The sequence below is a fragment of the Providencia sp. PROV129 genome, from assembly GCF_028482245.1.
GTDB lineage: Bacteria > Pseudomonadota > Gammaproteobacteria > Enterobacterales > Enterobacteriaceae > Providencia > Providencia vermicola.
Genome location: NZ_JAMPQD010000039.1, coordinates 1 through 18,241 on the forward strand (window position 1 = coordinate 1; position 18,241 = coordinate 18,241).

An 18,241-nucleotide genomic window follows, 5' to 3' on the forward strand; every position below is an offset into this window, starting at 1 on the left:
CACATTGCCTGCTAGAGCAAATTCTCATTTTATTTGGATGAGTGAATTTTTTGTTTTCAATTATTCCCCTGATTTCCCCTAAATAGTTCGTGCTACCACACGGCGTCGATTGAGCGAATCCCTAGGAGCGTAGATAACTACGTGACTAGGGTTCGTGAATGAAGACAACAAAGTGGTAGTGCGAAATATGACGGGGAAATTTATTTGAAGCCGAGCTCCTTCTTGACTAAGTCATAAGCCGCTTGGATTGATTGCGCTTTCTGCTTCGCAATCTCCATCATTTCTGGTGGTAAACCTTTCGCCACCAGTTTATCTGGATGGTGTTCACTCATTAACTTACGGTAAGCACGTTTAATTTTTGTCGGTTCGTCGTTAGGAGACACACCAAGGACTTTACAAGCATCTTCTAAGGTTGGGCCATTAGATTGCTGATAATACCCCCCTGATTGCTGCTGGGAGTATCCTTGGCCAAATTGACGACCACTTTGAATCATATCTAAGAATTGCTCGAACTGAACTTTTGATATACCCAGCTCTTCTGCGATGATAAACAGCACTTTCCTTTCGTTTGGATGGAGGGAACCATCGGCAAAAGCAGCCTGTAATTGAATTTCCAGAAACATCTGAATGAGGTCGAAACGACCATAGCACGCCATGCGTAATTGTTTTAAAACATCACGTAATGGAAAGTTAGGCGACTTCCCTTCACGAAAGGCTTGTTGAGCGGCTTTTCTAGTTTCTCCGTGCAGCTGCATTCTATCCATCAAATTTGATGCGAGCTGAATGTCCGTCTCGGTTACACGGCCTTTGGACTTGGTTAAATGCCCTAAAATCTGGAAGGTGCTCGCAAAGAAAATAATTTGGCGATCACGTTTATTCATCGACCCGGCAAATTTACGTTGTATTGATGCTTTATCAAAGCCGTGGCCAATAATTAACCCCGCTAACGCCCCCCAAAAGCCTAATCCAGAGACGATTGCGAGTATTACGCCAATAATTTTACCCCAATAGTGCATATATCCCTCAATTCTTCAATGCTCAAAATGCAATTTTGCATTATCATACTATTCATTCTGCTCTATGCATAACTACCCGCGCGTAAAGTTTCTTACATTATACTGGCGCAAAGTGGTTGGCTAAGTTAGTCTTTGAGCGTTTGCTGGCTGTGCCAATGATGACGGAACCGCATATTTAATGATGAAAAAAAGCTATCCAACACTAGTTGCCACCCTTGTATGGGCGGCTATTTACAGTCAGCAAGCGCATGCTGACCTTGCGCAGCAGTGTATGCTGGGTGTCCCTGTTTATACAAAACCGATTGTAAAAGGCGACCCTAACAACCTGCCTATTAATATTACGGCTGAAGATGTTCGTGGTGAATACCCTAATTTTGTTGAATATGACGGAAATGTCGATATCCAACAAGGGAACCAAACACTGACGGCTGATAAAGTTAAATTAACGCAGACTGAAACTGCGGGGCAACCACCCGTTCGTGAAGTTACTGCCACGGGCAACGTTCACTATGATGACCCTCAAATTATCTTAAAAGGCCCTTCTGCTTGGTCAAATTTAGATAATAAAAATACCGACGTAAACGACGGTAACTACATGATGGTCGGTCGCCAAGGCCGTGGTGATGCGACGAAAATGAAAATGCGTGGCGAAAACCGTTATTCCATCATGGAAAACGGGACATTCACCACGTGTTTACCTGGCAATAATAGCTGGAGCGTTGCGGGCTCTGAAGTCATTATCGACCGCGAAGAGGAAGTGGCTGAGATTTGGCATGCGCGCTTTAAAGTCGGGGATGTACCGATTTTCTACAGCCCATACATGCAATTACCGATTGGTAATAAACGCCGCTCTGGTTTCTTGATCCCAACAGGCAGCTACTCGAATAATGATGGCTTAGAATTTTCTTTACCGTATTATTGGAATATTGCCCCTAACTATGATGCGACCATCACGCCTCAGTTTATGACTCATAGAGGTGTGAAGTTAAACAACGAATTCCGTTATCTCATTACACCAGGTACAGGGACTGTTGCCTTTGATTATATCAATCGTGACCGTGCTTATATCAAAGATAAAGACCGTGAAAAGCGTGCTGCTCGTGATAGCGATGACCGCTGGTTATTCTATTGGCGTCATTCAGGCACCTACGCGGGGCACTGGAATTTTGCATCTGATTACACCAAAGTCAGCGATCCACAATACTTTACCGATTTCAGCTCTCAATATGGTAGTACAACTGATGGTTACGCTACGCAAAAATTCAGCGCAGGCTATTCAGATACCAACTGGAATGCAAAGGTAACTCACAAACAATTCCAAATCTTTGCAGATAACCCGAACAAACGCGCTTATAAAGCAGAGCCTCAAGTTGACTTCAATTATTATAAAAATAATTTAGGTGCTTTTGATGTGCACACCTATGCACAAGCCGCTCGCTTTACCAGCGTGGGCAAAAATAACCCTGATGCAACGCGTTTACACATTGAGCCAGAAGTGAACCTGCCATTATCTAATGGCTGGGCAAACATGAATAACAGCATCAAACTGTATGCCACCCATTATGACCAAGATATTCCAACATCAAATACGGATACTAGCTTAGAGAAAAACGTTAGCCGCGTGCTCCCAATGTTTAAGAGTGATGCGAAAGTCGTTTTCGAGCGCGACCTTTTCCAAGGCAGCGATTATGTACAAACATTAGAGCCTCGTGTTCAATATCTGTATATTCCGTATAAAGATCAGGACAATATCAATAACTTTGACTCATCTTTATTGCAATCGGATTACAGTGGTTTATTCCGTGAACGTATTTACAGTGGCCTTGACCGTATCGCTTCTGCAAATCAATTTACTACGGGTTTAACCACGCGTGTCTATGATGATGCACTCGCAGAACGTTTTAATTTCTCTGTTGGGCAAATCTATTACTTTGAACGCCCACGTGCAGGGAACTCAAACCGCCCTATTGATGATAAGAGCAACACGGGTTCTTTACTGTGGGCGACAGATTCTATGTGGCGCATTGATGAAAACTGGGGCATTCGTGGTGGGTTACAATACGACCGCCGCCTTGGTAACGTCACAATGGGTAATGCCGTTGCAGAATACCGTTTAGATGCCGACCGTTTAGTTCAATTGAACTACCGTTTTGTTGACCGTGATTATATTCAAGCCACTTTCCGTGATTTAGATAAAATCGGTAAAAATCAGGAATTACCAGAATATCAACGCGGTATCTCTCAAGTCGGTACAGTTGTAAGTTGGCCGTTAAGTGAACAATGGGGCTTTGTCGGTTCCTATTATTACGATACAAAACAACAGCAATCTGCAAGCCAACTGGTTGGATTGCAATACAATACTTGCTGTTGGGCAGTCAACCTTGGTTATGAACGCAAGATTGTCGGTTGGCAAAAAGAGAAGTTCAGCAGCGAATATGACAATAAATGGTCAGTCAATGTGGAACTTAGAGGCCTAAATAACAATCATAGTTTAGGTAGTCAGAAAATGTTAGAGGCGGGCATCATGCCTTACCAACGTGCTTTCTGATGACAAATAACATCGTTTATTCTGAATAACATGTGACTTACTCTGAATAATTCGAGTCGCAGTTAGGCGGCAAGTGAATGAGTCGCTAGGAGCATACATTAGTGTGTGACTTGCGCGAGTGAGTGCAGTCAACAACACTGCAACTCGAAGTATGACTGTATTTACTCTGAATAATTTGAGATGTATTTACTCTAAATAATTCGAGGTGCAGTTAGGCGACAAGTGAATGAGTCGCTAGGAGCATACATTAGTATGTGACTTGCGCGAGTGAGTGCAGTCAACAACACTGCAACTCGAAGTATGACGAGTAAAACAACGTATTAGCCCGCATTTTGCGGAATCAAAGTCAATATTATAGGACCATTATGAAGAATTGGAGAACGCTTATTCTGGGACTGATGTTCGCAAGCTCTGCTACGTTGGCTGCGCCACAGCAAATGGATAAAGTGGCTGCGGTTGTCAATAACGGAGTTGTGCTAGAAAGTGACATCCAGAATATGATCAACACCGTTAAGCTGAATGCACAAAACGCACGTCAGCAGATCCCTGATGATCAAACTCTGCGCCATCAAATCCTTGATCGTTTGGTGATGGATAACATCATGCTGCAAATGGCGAGCCAAATGCAGATCAATATCCCTGATGAAGCAGTTACCGCAACCATCGCCGATATTGCCCGTCAAAATGGATTAACACTGGAACAAATGCAACAGCGTTTAACCGCTGATGGCATCAACATGAACCAGTACCGCAGTGAAATTCGCAAAGAAATGCTGATTGCAGAAGTTCGTAATAACGAAGTTCGCCGTCGCGTAACCATTTTGCCACAAGAAGTTGACTCCCTTGCTGAGCAGATGAGTTCACAAGCTAACTATGAAATGGGCGTAAATCTGAGCCACATTTTAATTCCACTACCTGAGAATCCAACACCAGAACAGTTAAAAACCGCGGAAGCGTTAGTGGACAAAATTTTAGCTGACCTGAAAAAAGGCGGTGACTTCGGTAAATTAGCCATTGCTTACTCTGCCGACCCTCAAGCACTCAAAGGCGGAAATATGGGTTGGTCGCGTCTGCAAGAGCTCCCTGTCGTATTTGCTGAACAGCTAAAGAATGCGAAAAAAGGGGATATCGCAGGACCAATCCGTTCAGGTGTCGGTTACCACATTTTACGCGTGAATGATGTCAGTGGTGGTAGCCAACCTATCTCTGTCACTGAGGTAAAAGCGCGCCATATCTTGATTAAATCATCTCCAATTATGGATGATGCACAAGCAAGACAAAAACTGAATAAAATTGCCCAAGACATCCGTTCTGGTGCCGTGTCATTTGAAGATGCAGCGAAAGAAAACTCAGAAGACCCAGGCAGTGCATTAAAAGGGGGTGAACTTGGCTGGAATATGCCTGATATTTACGACCCAGCATTCCGCGATGCATTGATGAAACTGAATAAAGGCGAATTAAGCCAACCTGTTCCGTCAAGTTTTGGCTGGCACTTAATTCAGTTAGAAGACACACGCAGTGTAGATAAAACAGACGCTGCGCAAAAAGACCAAGCTTACCGTTTACTGTTCAACCGTAAATTTAACGAAGAAGCACAAAGCTGGATGCAAGAACAACGTGCTTCCGCTTATGTGAAAATTGTTGATGGTCGCGATAACCAAGCTCAAGATGAAAAATCTAACTAAGCCGATTGTGATTACCCCTGGTGAACCTGCAGGGATTGGCCCAGACTTGCTTATCCAGCTCGCTCAACAGGCATGGCCTGTTGAGCTTGTTGCTTGCGCAGATCCCAACTTATTACTTGAGCGCGCTAAAACATTAAGTTTGCCGCTCACGTTGGGTAAATACGAGCCAAATGACGTACCTAAAGCACACACTGCAGGCCATCTATCTATCGTTTCTGTGCCATTAAATGCCTCGGTGAAAGCAGGAGAGCTTAATGTCAACAATGGCAACTATGTGGTTGAAACACTTGCTAGAGCCTGTGATGGTTGCTTAACAGGTGAATTTTCCGCCATTGTGACGGGGCCTGTGCATAAAGGCATTATTAACGATGCTGGTGTTTCTTTTAGTGGGCACACCGAGTTTTTTGCCGATCGTAGTGGCTGTGATCGTGTAGTTATGATGCTGGCAACAGAAGAATTACGCGTTGCCCTTGCAACCACACATCTCCCGCTAAAAGACGTTTCAGCCGCGATTACACAACAAAGCCTCCATGAAGTCATCACCATTTTACATCATGACTTGCAAACTAAGTTTGGCATTGAAAAACCGGTTATCTATGTCTGTGGGCTGAATCCTCATGCAGGAGAAGGCGGTCACATGGGTACAGAAGAGATTGATACCATTGAACCTGCATTGGAAAGTTTACGAGCACAAGGCATCCATTTAGTTGGGCCACTGCCAGCGGATACACTTTTCCAAGCCAAATATTTAGACCACGCTGATGCAGTTTTAGCAATGTATCACGATCAAGGTCTTCCTGTGCTAAAATACCAAGGTTTTGGTAGAGCGGTAAATATTACCCTCGGCCTACCATTTATCCGTACCTCCGTCGACCATGGCACAGCCCTTGAGCTCGCAGGTACGGGTCATGCAGATGCGGGAAGTTTTATCACCGCATTGACATTAGCTATCCAAATGACATCTAAGAATACATGAATAATCGAGTCCATCAGGGGCACTTTGCCCGCAAACGTTTCGGGCAGAACTTTTTAACTGACCAGTTTATTATCGACAGCATCGTTGATGCGATGAACCCTCTGCCAGGTCAATCCATCGTTGAAATCGGCCCTGGTTTAGGCGCACTCACTGAGCCAGTCGGTAGCCGTATTGAAAAAATGACGGTAGTCGAACTTGACCGTGACCTCGCGGCGCGTTTACACGTCCATCCGCAACTCAAAGATAAATTAACGATCATTCAGCAAGATGCCATGACCGTTGATTTTGGTGAATTGGCGAAACAAGCAGGTCAGCCACTGCGTGTGTTTGGTAACCTACCTTACAATATTTCAACACCATTAATGTTTCACCTATTCACATTCACCAACTCCATAGCTGACATGAATTTCATGCTGCAAAAAGAAGTGGTAAACCGTCTGGTGGCAGGCCCTGGCAGTAAAGCCTTTGGTCGCTTGAGTGTAATGGCTCAATATTATTGTCACGTCGTACCTGTACTTGAAGTGCCACCAACAGCGTTTACTCCCGCTCCAAAAGTAGATTCAGCCATTGTCCGCTTGATCCCACACCGTGAGAATCCATATCCTGTTAAAGATATTAAGTTCTTAAGCCGGATCACCACGCAGGCCTTTAATCAACGCCGAAAAACCATCCGTAACAGCCTTGGTGATTTATTTAGCGCTGAAGAATTAACTGAATTAGGCATCGACTTAAGCACCCGTGCCGAAAATATTTCTGTTGAACAGTACTGCAAAATGGCAAACTATCTTTCTAACCGATCAGAATAGAATGTTGAAGGAGGCACTATGCTTAATGAACCGAATGTAAGCATCCAAGTTCAGAGTGTCTATATAGAGAGCCAATCTCAGCCCGATATTGCCAGATATGTGTTTGCTTATACGATTTGCATTCGCAATTTAGGGCGTGATCCTATCCAATTAATGAGCCGCTATTGGCTCATTACTAACAGCGATGGCCATAAAACAGAAGTTCAAGGTGAAGGGGTTGTTGGTGAACAGCCAATTATTCAGCCTGGAACTGAGTATCGTTATACCAGTGGTGCGGTTCTTGAAACGCCAATGGGTACGATGGAGGGCTATTACGTGATGATTAGCACGCAAGGGGATAATTTTCATGTGGATATCCCTGCTTTTCGTCTGGCAATTCCAACACTGATTAATTAATTATGTCGACATATATAGTAGGTGATATTCACGGCTGCTATCGTGAATTACGTGAATTGATGGACAGTGTCAATTTTGACCCGCAACGAGACACACTATGGTTAACAGGTGACTTAGTCGCTCGAGGTGCAGAGTCGCTGCAAGTTTTACGTTATGTCAAAAGTCTAGGTGATTCTGCTCGTTTAGTCTTAGGCAATCACGATCTCCATTTACTTGGGATCTATTGCAAAATTAGCCGCAATAAGCCTAAAGATCATCTTGATGAATTATTGCATGCACCTGATTTGGATGAACTAATCAACTGGTTACGCCGCCAACCATTGCTGCAAATCGATGAAGAGCGGAAAATGGTGATGACCCATGCAGGGATAACACCACAATGGGACATTGAAACAGCCAAAATGTGTGCAAGGGAAGTGGAAGCTGTTCTCTCTAGTGATGCTTACCCTTTATTCATTGACTCAATGTATGGTGACATGCCAAATAATTGGTCTGATAGCTTGATGGGGCTCGCGCGATTACGCTTTAGCACTAATGCACTGACGCGCTTACGCTACTGTTTCCCTAACGGCCAGTTAGATATGATCTGCAAAGAAAATCCGAAAAAAGCCCCTGCGCCTTTAAAACCTTGGTTCGATTTGCCTAGCCAACTTCCTGAAGACTATTCGATATTTTTTGGTCATTGGGCGTCATTGGAAGGGAAATGCACACCAGATAACGTATATGCAATGGATACAGGTTGTTGCTGGGGGGGGGATTTAACGCTGCTCCACTGGGAAACTAAGCAATACCATCACCAAAAGTCTTACCAAAAGAGTCGCAAAGAATCTTAATTGAATAAAATGCAAAATGGCGCCATTAAGCGCCATTTTTGTATTTGTAATCGATTGAAAATTAATCTCTTTTCGTCAGAATTTCGAAGCAATACCCGTGAGTATTATTTTCATCCGCTTCGTGATATTCCGTAAAGATAGAATCCCACTCATCGGGTTCATATGCAGGGAAATGTGTATCGCCAATCACTTCAGCATCAACATGCGTCAAATAAAGCTTATTGGCTAATGGTAGAAATTGTTGGTAAACCTTACCACCACCAATCACCATTACTTCTTCAACACCCTCTATCGCTTGCGCGGCGGCAAGTGCCTCTTCAATAGAAGTAACCCAAATAACTGTATTGTCCGCACCTGCTGGATGGCTGCTCAGTACGATGTTGACTCGCTGCGGTAAAGGACGCCCAATAGATTCATAGGTCACACGCCCCATAATCACAGGTTTATTTAACGTATTTCGTTTGAACCACGCGAGATCCCCAGGCAAATTCCAAGGCATCGCTTTTTCCATGCCGATAACCTGATCGATCGCCATTGCTGCGATTAAGCTAATATTCATTTACTCACCTTAGAAGCAAAATATAAAAATTGAGCACACTATACGTAAAGAGATTTGCTTCGTCGACTAAATTTAAACTTCCTTAAACAGCTTTGAATCACTTATACTCGAATTGCTAAAATTAAGACTAAAAATAACATTAAAAATCAAAAAAGAGCCTGTTTTCCTCTCTGAAGAGCCAGACATTCAGTAGATAATGGTTAAGCGCCAAAAAAGACCAAAACAGGGCTAAACAAAGAGATATGTATCATGTACGAAACCAGCATTATGGTGGCGACAATCGCCGCATTAGGGATGCTCTCACCAGGGCCCGACTTCTTTCTTATTGTCAAAAATGCCGCCCGTTACCAACGCTCTGCAGCACTCATGACCGCCTTTGGTGTGATTGCAGCCATTGCTTTACATATGTCTTATTGCGTTGCTGGACTTGCGGTATTAATTACCACCACACCATGGCTATTTAATATTTTAAAATATGCAGGTGCCGCTTATTTAGTATGGATAGGCGTTAAAAGCTTATTGCCTCAGTCTAGCAATTTGGCCGATTTGAGTACCACTAAACACGAAATTGTTTCATTTAAAAAAGCATTTATGCAGGGGTTTCTGTGTAATGTATTGAACCCAAAAGCGACGCTATTCTTTCTTGCCGTATTTACCCAAGTGTTGGATATCAATTCAACGTTTGGTGAAAAACTGTGGTTTGCTTTTATTATCTGGGGATTAGCCGTTATTTACTGGCCCATTCTGGTGTTTCTTATCCAAAGTGCTCCTGTCAGAAAAGGGTTGGCGAAAGTGCAAAAATATGTCGATAGAGTACTTGGCGTGATTTTAATTGCCTTCGGAATTCGTGTTGCACTGAGCTAGTTAGCTTAATACATAAAAAAGCAGGTTCTGAATACAGTACCTGCTTTTTGTTTTGCCTATTAATAATTAGTATTGCATCGCTTCTTGTGGTGCAACTACCATCTGACCAACTGAGCCTAGATCCGCTTTTTCCAAGTTTTGGCTATAAAATAAAAATGGAAAATGGTTGTAGGATGGTTGCATCATTTGTACTAATAATTCAGTACGGCCATTCACCCAAACGGTATCTTTCCAACCGTAATCTTCAGGTGGCGTAGGTTGCCCATTCCGATTAATAATTTTAAAGCGTACACCCTCAATATGAAATGCTTGAGGTTCATTTGTGGTGACAATCCAACGCTCCCAATTTCCTTGGCGGCTGGTAATATCCACACGACGGGTATCAATGGCTGCATTATTAATACCAAAACCATCATTAAGGTGAATATCTCTTTGTGTAATACTGGAGGTAACTTGCGTCTTATCTTCCGTCAATTGCGTTGGCAAACCATCGGTTACCAATGACATCAAACCTGTCGCTTTAATGGTCAACACATTCGTCGAAATTAAGCTATTCGAAGGCTCAAACAATCCTTTTAATCTATCCATAAACGTAGCAGATTCGCCAGCAGTAATACTCAGTTCCTGCGTTTTAGCCATATCAATTAATACTTCACGCCTTTCACCTGGTGCAAGAGGTAACTCTTGAACATTCACTGGAACCGTTAATAACCCTTGATCCGAGGCAATCATCGCAAATGGGCGACCATCACTGATTTTCATTACATAATTACGTGAATTTGATGCATTTAATAACCTTAAGCGTACCCAGCCGCGAGATACTTCAATATAGGGGTTTTGTACACCATTGACTAATAATGTATCCCCGAGGAAACCATTTTCATTGGCTTTATATTCAGGAACACCAAAGTTATCCAACCGTTTGTCTTGAATGATCACTGGAAAATCATCTACGCCATAATGGTTAGGTAAACGAAGGTTTTTTGTAACATCATCTTCGATAATCCACATACCCAACAACCCATTATGGATTTGCTGCCCCATTTTTCCTTGCGTATTTGCATGGTACCAAAGCGTCGCCGCATTTTGGCGAATTGGGATCACTGGAGACCAATCCGCATTAGGGGAGATTAACCTTGCTGCACCACCAATTTGTGTGCCAGGTATCTGCAGCCCACTGACGGTCATTGAAACCGCTTCGGGTAAACGATTGCTGTATATTAACTTGATATCATCGCCATTTTTGACTTTCACCGTCGGGCCTGGGGAAGAACCATTTATCCCCCATACATCCGCAGAATATTTTCCATCAAAAGACCAATGAACTTTTTGTAGTGTTAAAAAAAGCGGCTGTCCAGACCGAGATTCTAACAGTGGAGGAACAGGCAATGCCGTTTCACCTTCGGCACTCGCATTAATTGGCGCATAAAACACACACAGAGCCACCCCTACCGCTACTAGGGTTTGGCATCGATTGAATGACATAAATTCTCCGCTAAACAAACATTCCAGCGCATTTTATTTTTTAATATTCGAGATTTTCAGCCTATGAATTGGCTAATTTTAGATTGGCGCTAGTAATAATACGACTTAGAGACAACAATTTGTTACTTCGCTAATTTTGTGAGTCATGATATCGCGAAAAAAGATTAAATTCTAAAAATATCTTTCTAATATATAAAAATTTAATTAATAGAATTATAAATTGTGTGGTTTATTAATTAGGGATGAATATATGGCAAAGAAATGGTTATTGGCTTGATGTTAGTTGGCACACACAGATAAAACTAAGGGCAATGATTTCCATCGCCCTTTTTATAGCATCCAATTAATTTATTACGGTTTTTTAGCTTGCTTATTCATTTCTTCCACTTCTAAATCAAGCTCTTTGATTTTAGCTTCCATCAATGAATGACAATACTCCGATAACTCCCTAACTTGATCACGGCTATAGGCTGAGGTATCGATAGGCTCTAGCATCTCAATAATAACATTGCCATTGTTCCAGCGATTTAGCTTAATTTTGCCCTGTGTACTAGATACACACACGGGAACAATCGGCACTCCCGCTGCTATAGCGGCATGGAAAGCCCCCGTTTTGAATGGGAGTAAACCGCGGCCACGGCTGCGTGTTCCTTCGGGGAACATCCACACTGAAATCTTACGTTTTTTGATTTGGTTTGCCACTTGAGAGATTGTGTTATGCGCTTTCGAACGATTCGCACGATCAATCAAAATATTCCCCGTGATCCAATATAAAAAACCAAAGAAAGGGATGAACACCAAGCTCTTTTTACCAACTGTGACTGTTCTAGGCAACACACCATTCGACATCGTGACCATATCGTAGTTGTTTTGGTGGTTACCAATATAAATACTTGGACCATAGCCTTTCGCCTTTTTAGGCACGCGGTTGATAACTTTTATACCAAAAACAACGGATAAGCGCCCAAACATATGACCGAATGTCATCACGTGTTTTGGATTACGTGGGCTGAATAAGCAATAAATGCCTCCGCCCACACAAACGAGGATGGTGTAGATAATAACAATAATCGCTCTAATAAGCGCTAACATACTAACCCCAAATTAGCGGAGCCTCAGCGCCCCGCGATGAATTTTAACCTTCGGTGCCAAATACAATGCCTTGATAGGGCACCCATCAAACTTATTGTTATACCTTATCTACAGGTTCGATATCGATACGCTCGATATTGTGCATTCCACGAGGCAAGGATGTCCCTTTACGGCCACGCTCCGAACGGTATTTCTGTAGATCTTCGGCTTTAAATTTCAGTTTTCGTTTACCAAAATGCAGCGTCATTGAAGCACCAACAGGTAAAAGCATCAACCATGTTAATACATCTTCACCACTTGCCGCTTGTGCGCCCGCAATATTGATAATTTTATTCCCTTTACCTTTTGAAAGCTGAGGCAAATCTGCCACAGGGAATATTAACATACGCCCTGCTTTCGTGATTGCCAATAACAAGTCTTCTTGCTCGTTATTTAGCTCAATCGGTGCCAATACTTTGGCATTTTCAGGTAATGAAATCAGTGCCTTACCGGATTTGTTTTTTGTCACTAAATCATTAAATGTGCAAATAAATCCATAACCCGCATCTGATGCCATCAAGTATTTTTGCTCTTCTGGCGCCATTAAGACGTGCTCAATCGTTGCGCCTGGTGGCAACGTTAATTTACCCGTAAGAGGCTCACCTTGGCTACGCGCAGATGGCAATTCCAGAGGATCAACCGAATAGCTACGCCCAGTGGTATCAAGGAATACTGCAGCTTGGTTTGATTTACCGCGGGCAGCACCTTTAAAACCATCACCCGCTTTATAGTTCAGGTTGGTTGGCTCAATATCATGGCCTTTCGCACTGCGCACCCAACCCATATCAGACAGCACAACTGTAATCGGCTCTGATGGCAGGATTTCATGTTCGCTCATCGCTTTCGCTTCTTCACGCTCTTGGAGTGGAGAGCGACGGTCATCACCATAAGCTTTCGCATCAGCCTGAATTTCTTTTCTAATTAACGTATTCAAACGACGCTCTGAACCTAAAATCGCTTGTAACTCATCACGCTCTTTCGCTAATTCGTCTTGTTCACCACGGATTTTCATCTCTTCCAGTTTGGCTAAATGACGTAATTTTAGCTCTAAGATAGCCTCTGCTTGTGTGTCCGAAATATTAAAGCGAGACATTAACACAGGTTTGGGCTCATCTTCAGTACGAATGATTTCAATAACTTCATCAATGTTTAGATAAGCAATTAATAAACCGTCTAAAATATGTAGGCGTCTTAAGACTTTGTCTAAACGATGGTTCAAGCGGTTACGTACAGTTTGACGACGATAAGTAATCCACTCCGTTAGTATCTCAACCAAGCCTTTCACCGCAGGGCGGTTATCTAAACCAATCATGTTGAGGTTAACGCGGTAGCTTCTTTCTAAATCCGTTGTCGCAAATAAGTGGGTCATCACTTGTTCAAGGTCAACCCGATTACTGCGTGGAACAATCACTAAACGAGTTGGATTTTCATGATCAGATTCATCACGTAAATCTTCCACCATCGGCAATTTCTTCGCACGCATTTGGCTAGCGATTTGCTCAAGAACTTTGGCTCCCGAAACCTGATGAGGTAATGCGGTAATGACCGCATTGCCATCTTCTTTTTCCCACACTGCACGCATGCGTACTGAGCCACGGCCGTTTTGATAGATTTTACGAATATCTTCACGGGAAGAGATAATTTCGGCTTCTGTTGGGAAATCTGGGCCTGGTATATACCCCATGATCTCATCAAGATTCAGGGTCGGTTTTTCCAGTAAGGCGACCAAAGCTTCCGCCACTTCACGGGCATTGTGTGGTGGAATATCCGTTGCCATCCCGACCGCAATACCCGTTGTCCCATTTAACAAAATATTGGGTAAACGTGCAGGCAACATTTTCGGCTCGTTCATCGTGCCGTCAAAGTTGGGTACCCAGTCAACAGTACCGTGACCTAACTCGCTAAGTAATACTTCTGCGTATTTAGATAAACGTGATTCCGTATAACGCATCGCGGCGAATGATTTTGGATCATCTGGAGCCCCCCAGTTTCCTTGCCCATCCACTAATGGATAGCGATAAGAAAACGGCTGCGCCATCAACACCATTGCTTCATAACACGCACTATCACCATGTGGGTGATATTTACCTAACACATCACCGACGGTTCTCGCCGATTTTTTGTATTTTGCACTATTACTGAGGCCAAGTTCCGACATCGCATACACAATACGACGCTGAACAGGTTTTAACCCATCACCAATAAATGGCAACGCCCTATCCATAATGACGTACATCGAATAGTTTAGGTAGGCACTTTCAGTAAAAGCATGAAGCGGTAAACGCTCCACACCATCATGAGTAATTTCACTCATTCAATTCGTTCCTTACTCTTTTTATCGCAGGATGTTAGACATCAATTTCAGCCATATCGCCTTTTTCTTGCAGCCAATTACGGCGATCTTCTGAACGTTTTTTCGCCAAAAGCATGTCCATCACTGCAAGGGTTTCTTGGTAGTTTTCATCATCGATGATCAACTGAACAAGGCGACGAGTATTGGGATCCAACGTGGTTTCACGCAATTGCAGTGGGTTCATTTCCCCCAGCCCTTTAAAGCGCTGAACGTTTGGTTTCCCACGTTTACGGCTTAACCTGTCGAGAACCGCATTTTTTTCGCTTTCGTCTAATGCGTAAAAGGTTTCTTTGCCTAAATCGATACGATACAACGGCGGCATTGCCATATACACATGCCCCGCTTTCACTAACGTTGGGAAATGGCGTACAAATAACGCACACAATAATGTGGCGATATGCAAACCATCCGAGTCCGCATCCGCAAGGATACACACTTTGCCATAACGTAGCTGGCTTAAATCTTCACTGTCAGGGTCGATACCAATCGCCACCGAAATATCATGAACTTCCTGTGAAGCTAGTACTTCATCAGAAGAGACTTCCCATGTATTCAGTATCTTACCGCGAAGCGGCATAATCGCTTGATATTCACGATCACGGGCTTGCTTCGCTGAGCCCCCTGCCGAATCCCCCTCAACAAGGAACAACTCTGTCATACTTAAATCTTGCGAGCTACAATCCGCCAGCTTACCTGGTAATGCAGGGCCGCTTGTCAGCTTTTTACGCACCACTTTTTTCGCAGCACGCATCCGACGTTGGGCGCTTGAAATCGCCATTTCTGCAAGTTGCTCGGCAATTTGCACATTTTGGTTTAACCACAGACTAAAGGCGTCTTTGACCACCCCAGAAACAAAAGCAGCACATTGGCGTGAAGACAAACGCTCTTTGGTTTGCCCCGCAAATTGTGGGTCTTGCATCTTAACTGAAAGCACATAAGTACAGCGCTCCCAGATATCATCCGCAGATAATTTTATACCACGAGGCAGGATATTACGGAATTCACAGAATTCACGCATCGCATCAAGCAAGCCTTGGCGCAACCCATTTACGTGAGTACCGCCTTGTGCTGTTGGAATCAAGTTCACGTAGCTTTCAGTGAGTAGCTCACCACCTTCTGGTAGCCATAATAGTGCCCATTGCGCCGCTTCCGTTTCACTGGAAAACTCGCCAGTAAAGGGTTTTTCTGGCAAGGTTTCTAAGCCATCAACGGATTCCATCAAATAATCCGTTAACCCATCACTGTAGCACCAGCTTTGCTCTGTATTATTGAGCTGATCCTTAAACGTGATTTTCACGCCAGGGCATAAAACCGCTTTGGCTTTTAAGTTATGAGTTAGACGAGAAACTGAAAATTTCGGGCTATCAAAATAGCTTCCATCAGGCCAAAAATGCACGCTGGTACCTGTATTACGCTTCCCACAAGTACCAATTACATGCAAATCTTCGACTTTATCACCATTTTCAAAGGCGATTTGGTAAACTTGGCTATCACGGCGCACAGTCACTTCAATACGTTTTGATAACGCATTGACGACGGAAATACCCACACCATGCAAACCACCTGAAAATTGGTAGTTTTTATTAGAGAATTTTCCTCCTGCGTGCAACTGACCTAAAATCAATTCAACTGCGGAGACTTTCATTTCTGGGTGAATGTCGACTGGCATTCCGCGCCCGTCATCAATCACTTCAAGGGATTGATCTGCGTATAAAATAACTTCAATGTGCCCCGCGTGCCCAGCAAGCGCTTCGTCGACACTATTATCAATTACTTCTTGAGCCAAATGGTTCGGCCGCGAGGTATCGGTATACATCCCTGGACGACGGCGAACAGGCTCCAAACCACTGAGGACTTCAATAGCCTCTGCGTTATAACTAGATTGAGTCATGTTGTCATTCTGCGGTAATTGGTGGTTAATTGAACTATTCAATCAGTGAGTTACTGGTGATAATAACAGTGTTCATGCGTTTTAGCACTATTTCTCTACTAATTGAAGAAAATGGACAATTTGAGAAAAGTAAGCGTCAAAACCAGTAAAGGCATGATTACCGTCAGGTTCCACAGTCTGTTTACACTTTGAAAGATAGGTAACAGCTTCGTGATAATCAAGTACTTCGTCACCCATTTGTTGTAACAGCCAAATTCGATGAGATGCAGAAAGCTGTTCAATATGCAGTGATTTTAGCTCGCCAATATGTTTTGGTTCCAGAACATATTGTTCATGAGTATAGGGATTAATATTGACACCCAAATAGTCTTTCAGCAAGTCAAACGGGCGTACAGCAGGGTTGACTACCACTGCGGGAAGGTGATAACGCTCTGAAAACCAAATCGAAAAATAACCGCCAAGCGATGAGCCAACTAAACCAATGCGCTCATGACGATGCTGTTGAATAATCTCATCCAACATCGCTTCGGCTTGCGCAGGGAAATTGGGTAATTGAGGAACAATCATATCAATGTGTGGATAATTGACCCCAATCCATTGTTTTAAGTGAGTCGCTTTTGCTGATAAAGGCGAGCTATTAAAGCCATGAATGTAAAGTAACGTGGCCATAGTGAATTAATAACCGTCTGAGTCTAGATCAGGGCTAAACTCACGTGTCTCTAAGCGATGCACCGTTGTCGTAATATGCCTTTGCCCTTTTTCGTTCACGCTTAATTCAAGGTATCGCCAACCAGGCGCAACAGTATCTAATGCAAAGTTCGTACAGTGCGGCTTAAATTGCACGCAAGTCGATGGGGTCGCTAATAAACGAATTCCATGCCAATTTTCATCCATTTCCTGATGAATGTGCCCGCAAAGCATCGCTTTCACGTTCGGATAATTTTTTAAATAATCCGCTAAGATATGTGAGTTTCTTAAACTGTGCTGATCAAGCCATGTACAGCCCGATGGCAGAGGGTGATGATGCAGCATCACTAATGTAGTGCGTTGTGGTTCCGCATCTAAACTCACTTTCATCCATTCCAATTGCTGCTCAGAAAGCTCTCCGTGAGGGACGTCTTGCAATTGGCTGTCCAGCATAAGAATTTGCCACTCGTCACCAATCAAGATTTGCTTCGCACTCGAAATCCCAGCCACTCGCAGGCTTTCGACCATTGCAGGAGGATAATCGTGATTTCCAGGGAGCCAAACACAAGGTGCAGGAATACGTTCGATGCCTTTTGCAAAGTGTTGATAAGCTTTTGGTGATTGGTCTTGAACCAAATCCCCTGTCGCAACGATCAAGTCAATTGGGAGATTTTGTGCTGCGATAGCATCAAGTACCGCCTGATAGCTTCGATACGTATTTACACCTAAAAGGGTGTTTTCTGTATCAGCAAACAGATGCGTATCAGTAACCTGTAAAATTCTCACTACATTAGAGTGCTTTGCAGTCACTTCAAGCTGGCTATCCAAAAGTCTTCCTTTTCCATAAATATTGTTTATGCCTAATCTATTCTATTCATTACAACTATACAAAAACTCAACACACTTGCAGTTCACCTATCTAACTTATGAATTCTTTTCATAACACCCTAAAACAACACGCTGAATTACGCTAAATAATTCAAATTACAAGAAGGCGGCAATCGGAGCTAT

At 43.3% G+C, this 18,241-nt stretch carries 15 protein-coding genes; 7 read left to right on the forward strand and 8 right to left on the reverse strand.

What is annotated here, in order from left to right; translation table 11 throughout:
- Positions 1-200: 200 nt before the first annotated feature.
- Positions 201-1,016: a co-chaperone DjlA gene (djlA, locus tag PSF27_RS20260; protein WP_206083710.1), complete on the reverse strand. Its 816-nt coding sequence runs from the start codon at positions 1,014-1,016 to the stop codon at positions 201-203.
- A gap of 181 nt (positions 1,017-1,197) precedes the next feature.
- Here djlA and lptD point away from each other — a divergent pair, with 181 nt between their 5' ends.
- The 6 genes from lptD to apaH all read left to right on the forward strand — a co-directional run bounded on the left by lptD (position 1,198) and on the right by apaH (position 8,260).
- On the forward strand, positions 1,198-3,564 hold the full coding sequence (lptD, locus tag PSF27_RS20265) for an LPS assembly protein LptD (RefSeq protein WP_206083807.1): 2,367 nt from the start codon (positions 1,198-1,200) through the stop codon (positions 3,562-3,564).
- Positions 3,565-3,896: 332 nt separating this feature from the next.
- Positions 3,897-5,249 (forward strand): peptidylprolyl isomerase SurA, encoded by a 1,353-nt coding sequence (gene surA / locus PSF27_RS20270; RefSeq protein ID WP_272516392.1) that lies wholly within the window; start codon positions 3,897-3,899, stop codon positions 5,247-5,249.
- Positions 5,233-6,225, forward strand: coding sequence for a 4-hydroxythreonine-4-phosphate dehydrogenase PdxA (gene pdxA / locus PSF27_RS20275; RefSeq protein ID WP_206083708.1), 993 nt, complete (start codon positions 5,233-5,235; stop codon positions 6,223-6,225). Before surA ends, pdxA begins: the two co-directional genes overlap by 17 nt.
- On the forward strand, positions 6,222-7,031 hold the full coding sequence (gene rsmA / locus PSF27_RS20280) for a 16S rRNA (adenine(1518)-N(6)/adenine(1519)-N(6))-dimethyltransferase RsmA (RefSeq protein WP_206083707.1): 810 nt from the start codon (positions 6,222-6,224) through the stop codon (positions 7,029-7,031). Before pdxA ends, rsmA begins: the two co-directional genes overlap by 4 nt.
- 18 nt (positions 7,032-7,049) lie before the next feature.
- Positions 7,050-7,427, forward strand: a complete 378-nt coding sequence (apaG, locus tag PSF27_RS20285; RefSeq protein WP_047755704.1) for a Co2+/Mg2+ efflux protein ApaG — start codon at positions 7,050-7,052, stop codon at positions 7,425-7,427.
- Positions 7,428-7,429: 2 nt separating this feature from the next.
- The gene (gene apaH / locus PSF27_RS20290; protein ID WP_272682146.1) at positions 7,430-8,260 is read left to right on the forward strand and encodes a bis(5'-nucleosyl)-tetraphosphatase (symmetrical) ApaH; all 831 of its coding nucleotides are present in this window, start codon (positions 7,430-7,432) and stop codon (positions 8,258-8,260) included.
- Between the two features lie 61 nt (positions 8,261-8,321).
- Here the strand turns inward: apaH and folA are convergent, their stop codons facing one another.
- Complete coding sequence (folA, locus tag PSF27_RS20295) at positions 8,322-8,819, reverse strand: type 3 dihydrofolate reductase (protein ID WP_225818420.1); 498 nt, start codon at positions 8,817-8,819, stop codon at positions 8,322-8,324.
- Positions 8,820-9,068: 249 nt separating this feature from the next.
- Between folA and PSF27_RS20300 the strand changes: the two genes are divergently transcribed.
- Positions 9,069-9,683, forward strand: coding sequence for a LysE family translocator (locus tag PSF27_RS20300; RefSeq protein WP_206083704.1), 615 nt, complete (start codon positions 9,069-9,071; stop codon positions 9,681-9,683).
- Positions 9,684-9,749: 66 nt separating this feature from the next.
- On the opposite strand, the gene ftsP is transcribed toward PSF27_RS20300, so the two are convergent.
- From ftsP to cpdA, 6 genes are all read right to left on the reverse strand, one after another.
- Positions 9,750-11,168: a cell division protein FtsP gene (gene ftsP, locus PSF27_RS20305; RefSeq protein WP_272539984.1), complete on the reverse strand. Its 1,419-nt coding sequence runs from the start codon at positions 11,166-11,168 to the stop codon at positions 9,750-9,752.
- Between the two features lie 351 nt (positions 11,169-11,519).
- Positions 11,520-12,260: a 1-acylglycerol-3-phosphate O-acyltransferase gene (locus tag PSF27_RS20310; protein WP_206083702.1), complete on the reverse strand. Its 741-nt coding sequence runs from the start codon at positions 12,258-12,260 to the stop codon at positions 11,520-11,522.
- Positions 12,261-12,357: 97 nt separating this feature from the next.
- A complete protein-coding gene (gene parC, locus PSF27_RS20315) occupies positions 12,358-14,613 on the reverse strand; it encodes a DNA topoisomerase IV subunit A (protein WP_272682147.1) in 2,256 nt (751 codons plus the stop codon).
- A gap of 34 nt (positions 14,614-14,647) precedes the next feature.
- Positions 14,648-16,543 carry a DNA topoisomerase IV subunit B gene (gene parE / locus PSF27_RS20320; RefSeq protein WP_206083700.1) on the reverse strand — a complete coding sequence of 632 codons (1,896 nt, stop codon included), beginning with the start codon at positions 16,541-16,543 and terminating at the stop codon, positions 14,648-14,650.
- Between the two features lie 87 nt (positions 16,544-16,630).
- Positions 16,631-17,212: an esterase YqiA gene (gene yqiA / locus PSF27_RS20325; protein WP_272682148.1), complete on the reverse strand. Its 582-nt coding sequence runs from the start codon at positions 17,210-17,212 to the stop codon at positions 16,631-16,633.
- A gap of 6 nt (positions 17,213-17,218) precedes the next feature.
- The gene (gene cpdA / locus PSF27_RS20330; RefSeq protein ID WP_272539982.1) at positions 17,219-18,058 is read right to left on the reverse strand and encodes a 3',5'-cyclic-AMP phosphodiesterase; all 840 of its coding nucleotides are present in this window, start codon (positions 18,056-18,058) and stop codon (positions 17,219-17,221) included.
- Positions 18,059-18,241 lie beyond the last annotated feature (183 nt).

Coding starts and splice junctions, on each gene's coding strand:
- djlA (WP_206083710.1), bottom strand. CDS start 1,016: ATGCACTATTGGGGTAAAATTATTGGCGTAATACTCGCAATCGTCTCT.
- lptD (WP_206083807.1), top strand. CDS start 1,198: ATGAAAAAAAGCTATCCAACACTAGTTGCCACCCTTGTATGGGCGGCT.
- pdxA (WP_206083708.1), top strand. CDS start 5,233: ATGAAAAATCTAACTAAGCCGATTGTGATTACCCCTGGTGAACCTGCA.
- rsmA (WP_206083707.1), top strand. CDS start 6,222: ATGAATAATCGAGTCCATCAGGGGCACTTTGCCCGCAAACGTTTCGGG.
- apaG (WP_047755704.1), top strand. CDS start 7,050: ATGCTTAATGAACCGAATGTAAGCATCCAAGTTCAGAGTGTCTATATA.
- apaH (WP_272682146.1), top strand. CDS start 7,430: ATGTCGACATATATAGTAGGTGATATTCACGGCTGCTATCGTGAATTA.
- folA (WP_225818420.1), bottom strand. CDS start 8,819: ATGAATATTAGCTTAATCGCAGCAATGGCGATCGATCAGGTTATCGGC.
- PSF27_RS20300 (WP_206083704.1), top strand. CDS start 9,069: ATGTACGAAACCAGCATTATGGTGGCGACAATCGCCGCATTAGGGATG.
- ftsP (WP_272539984.1), bottom strand. CDS start 11,168: ATGTCATTCAATCGATGCCAAACCCTAGTAGCGGTAGGGGTGGCTCTG.
- PSF27_RS20310 (WP_206083702.1), bottom strand. CDS start 12,260: ATGTTAGCGCTTATTAGAGCGATTATTGTTATTATCTACACCATCCTC.
- parC (WP_272682147.1), bottom strand. CDS start 14,613: ATGAGTGAAATTACTCATGATGGTGTGGAGCGTTTACCGCTTCATGCT.
- parE (WP_206083700.1), bottom strand. CDS start 16,543: ATGACTCAATCTAGTTATAACGCAGAGGCTATTGAAGTCCTCAGTGGT.
- yqiA (WP_272682148.1), bottom strand. CDS start 17,212: ATGGCCACGTTACTTTACATTCATGGCTTTAATAGCTCGCCTTTATCA.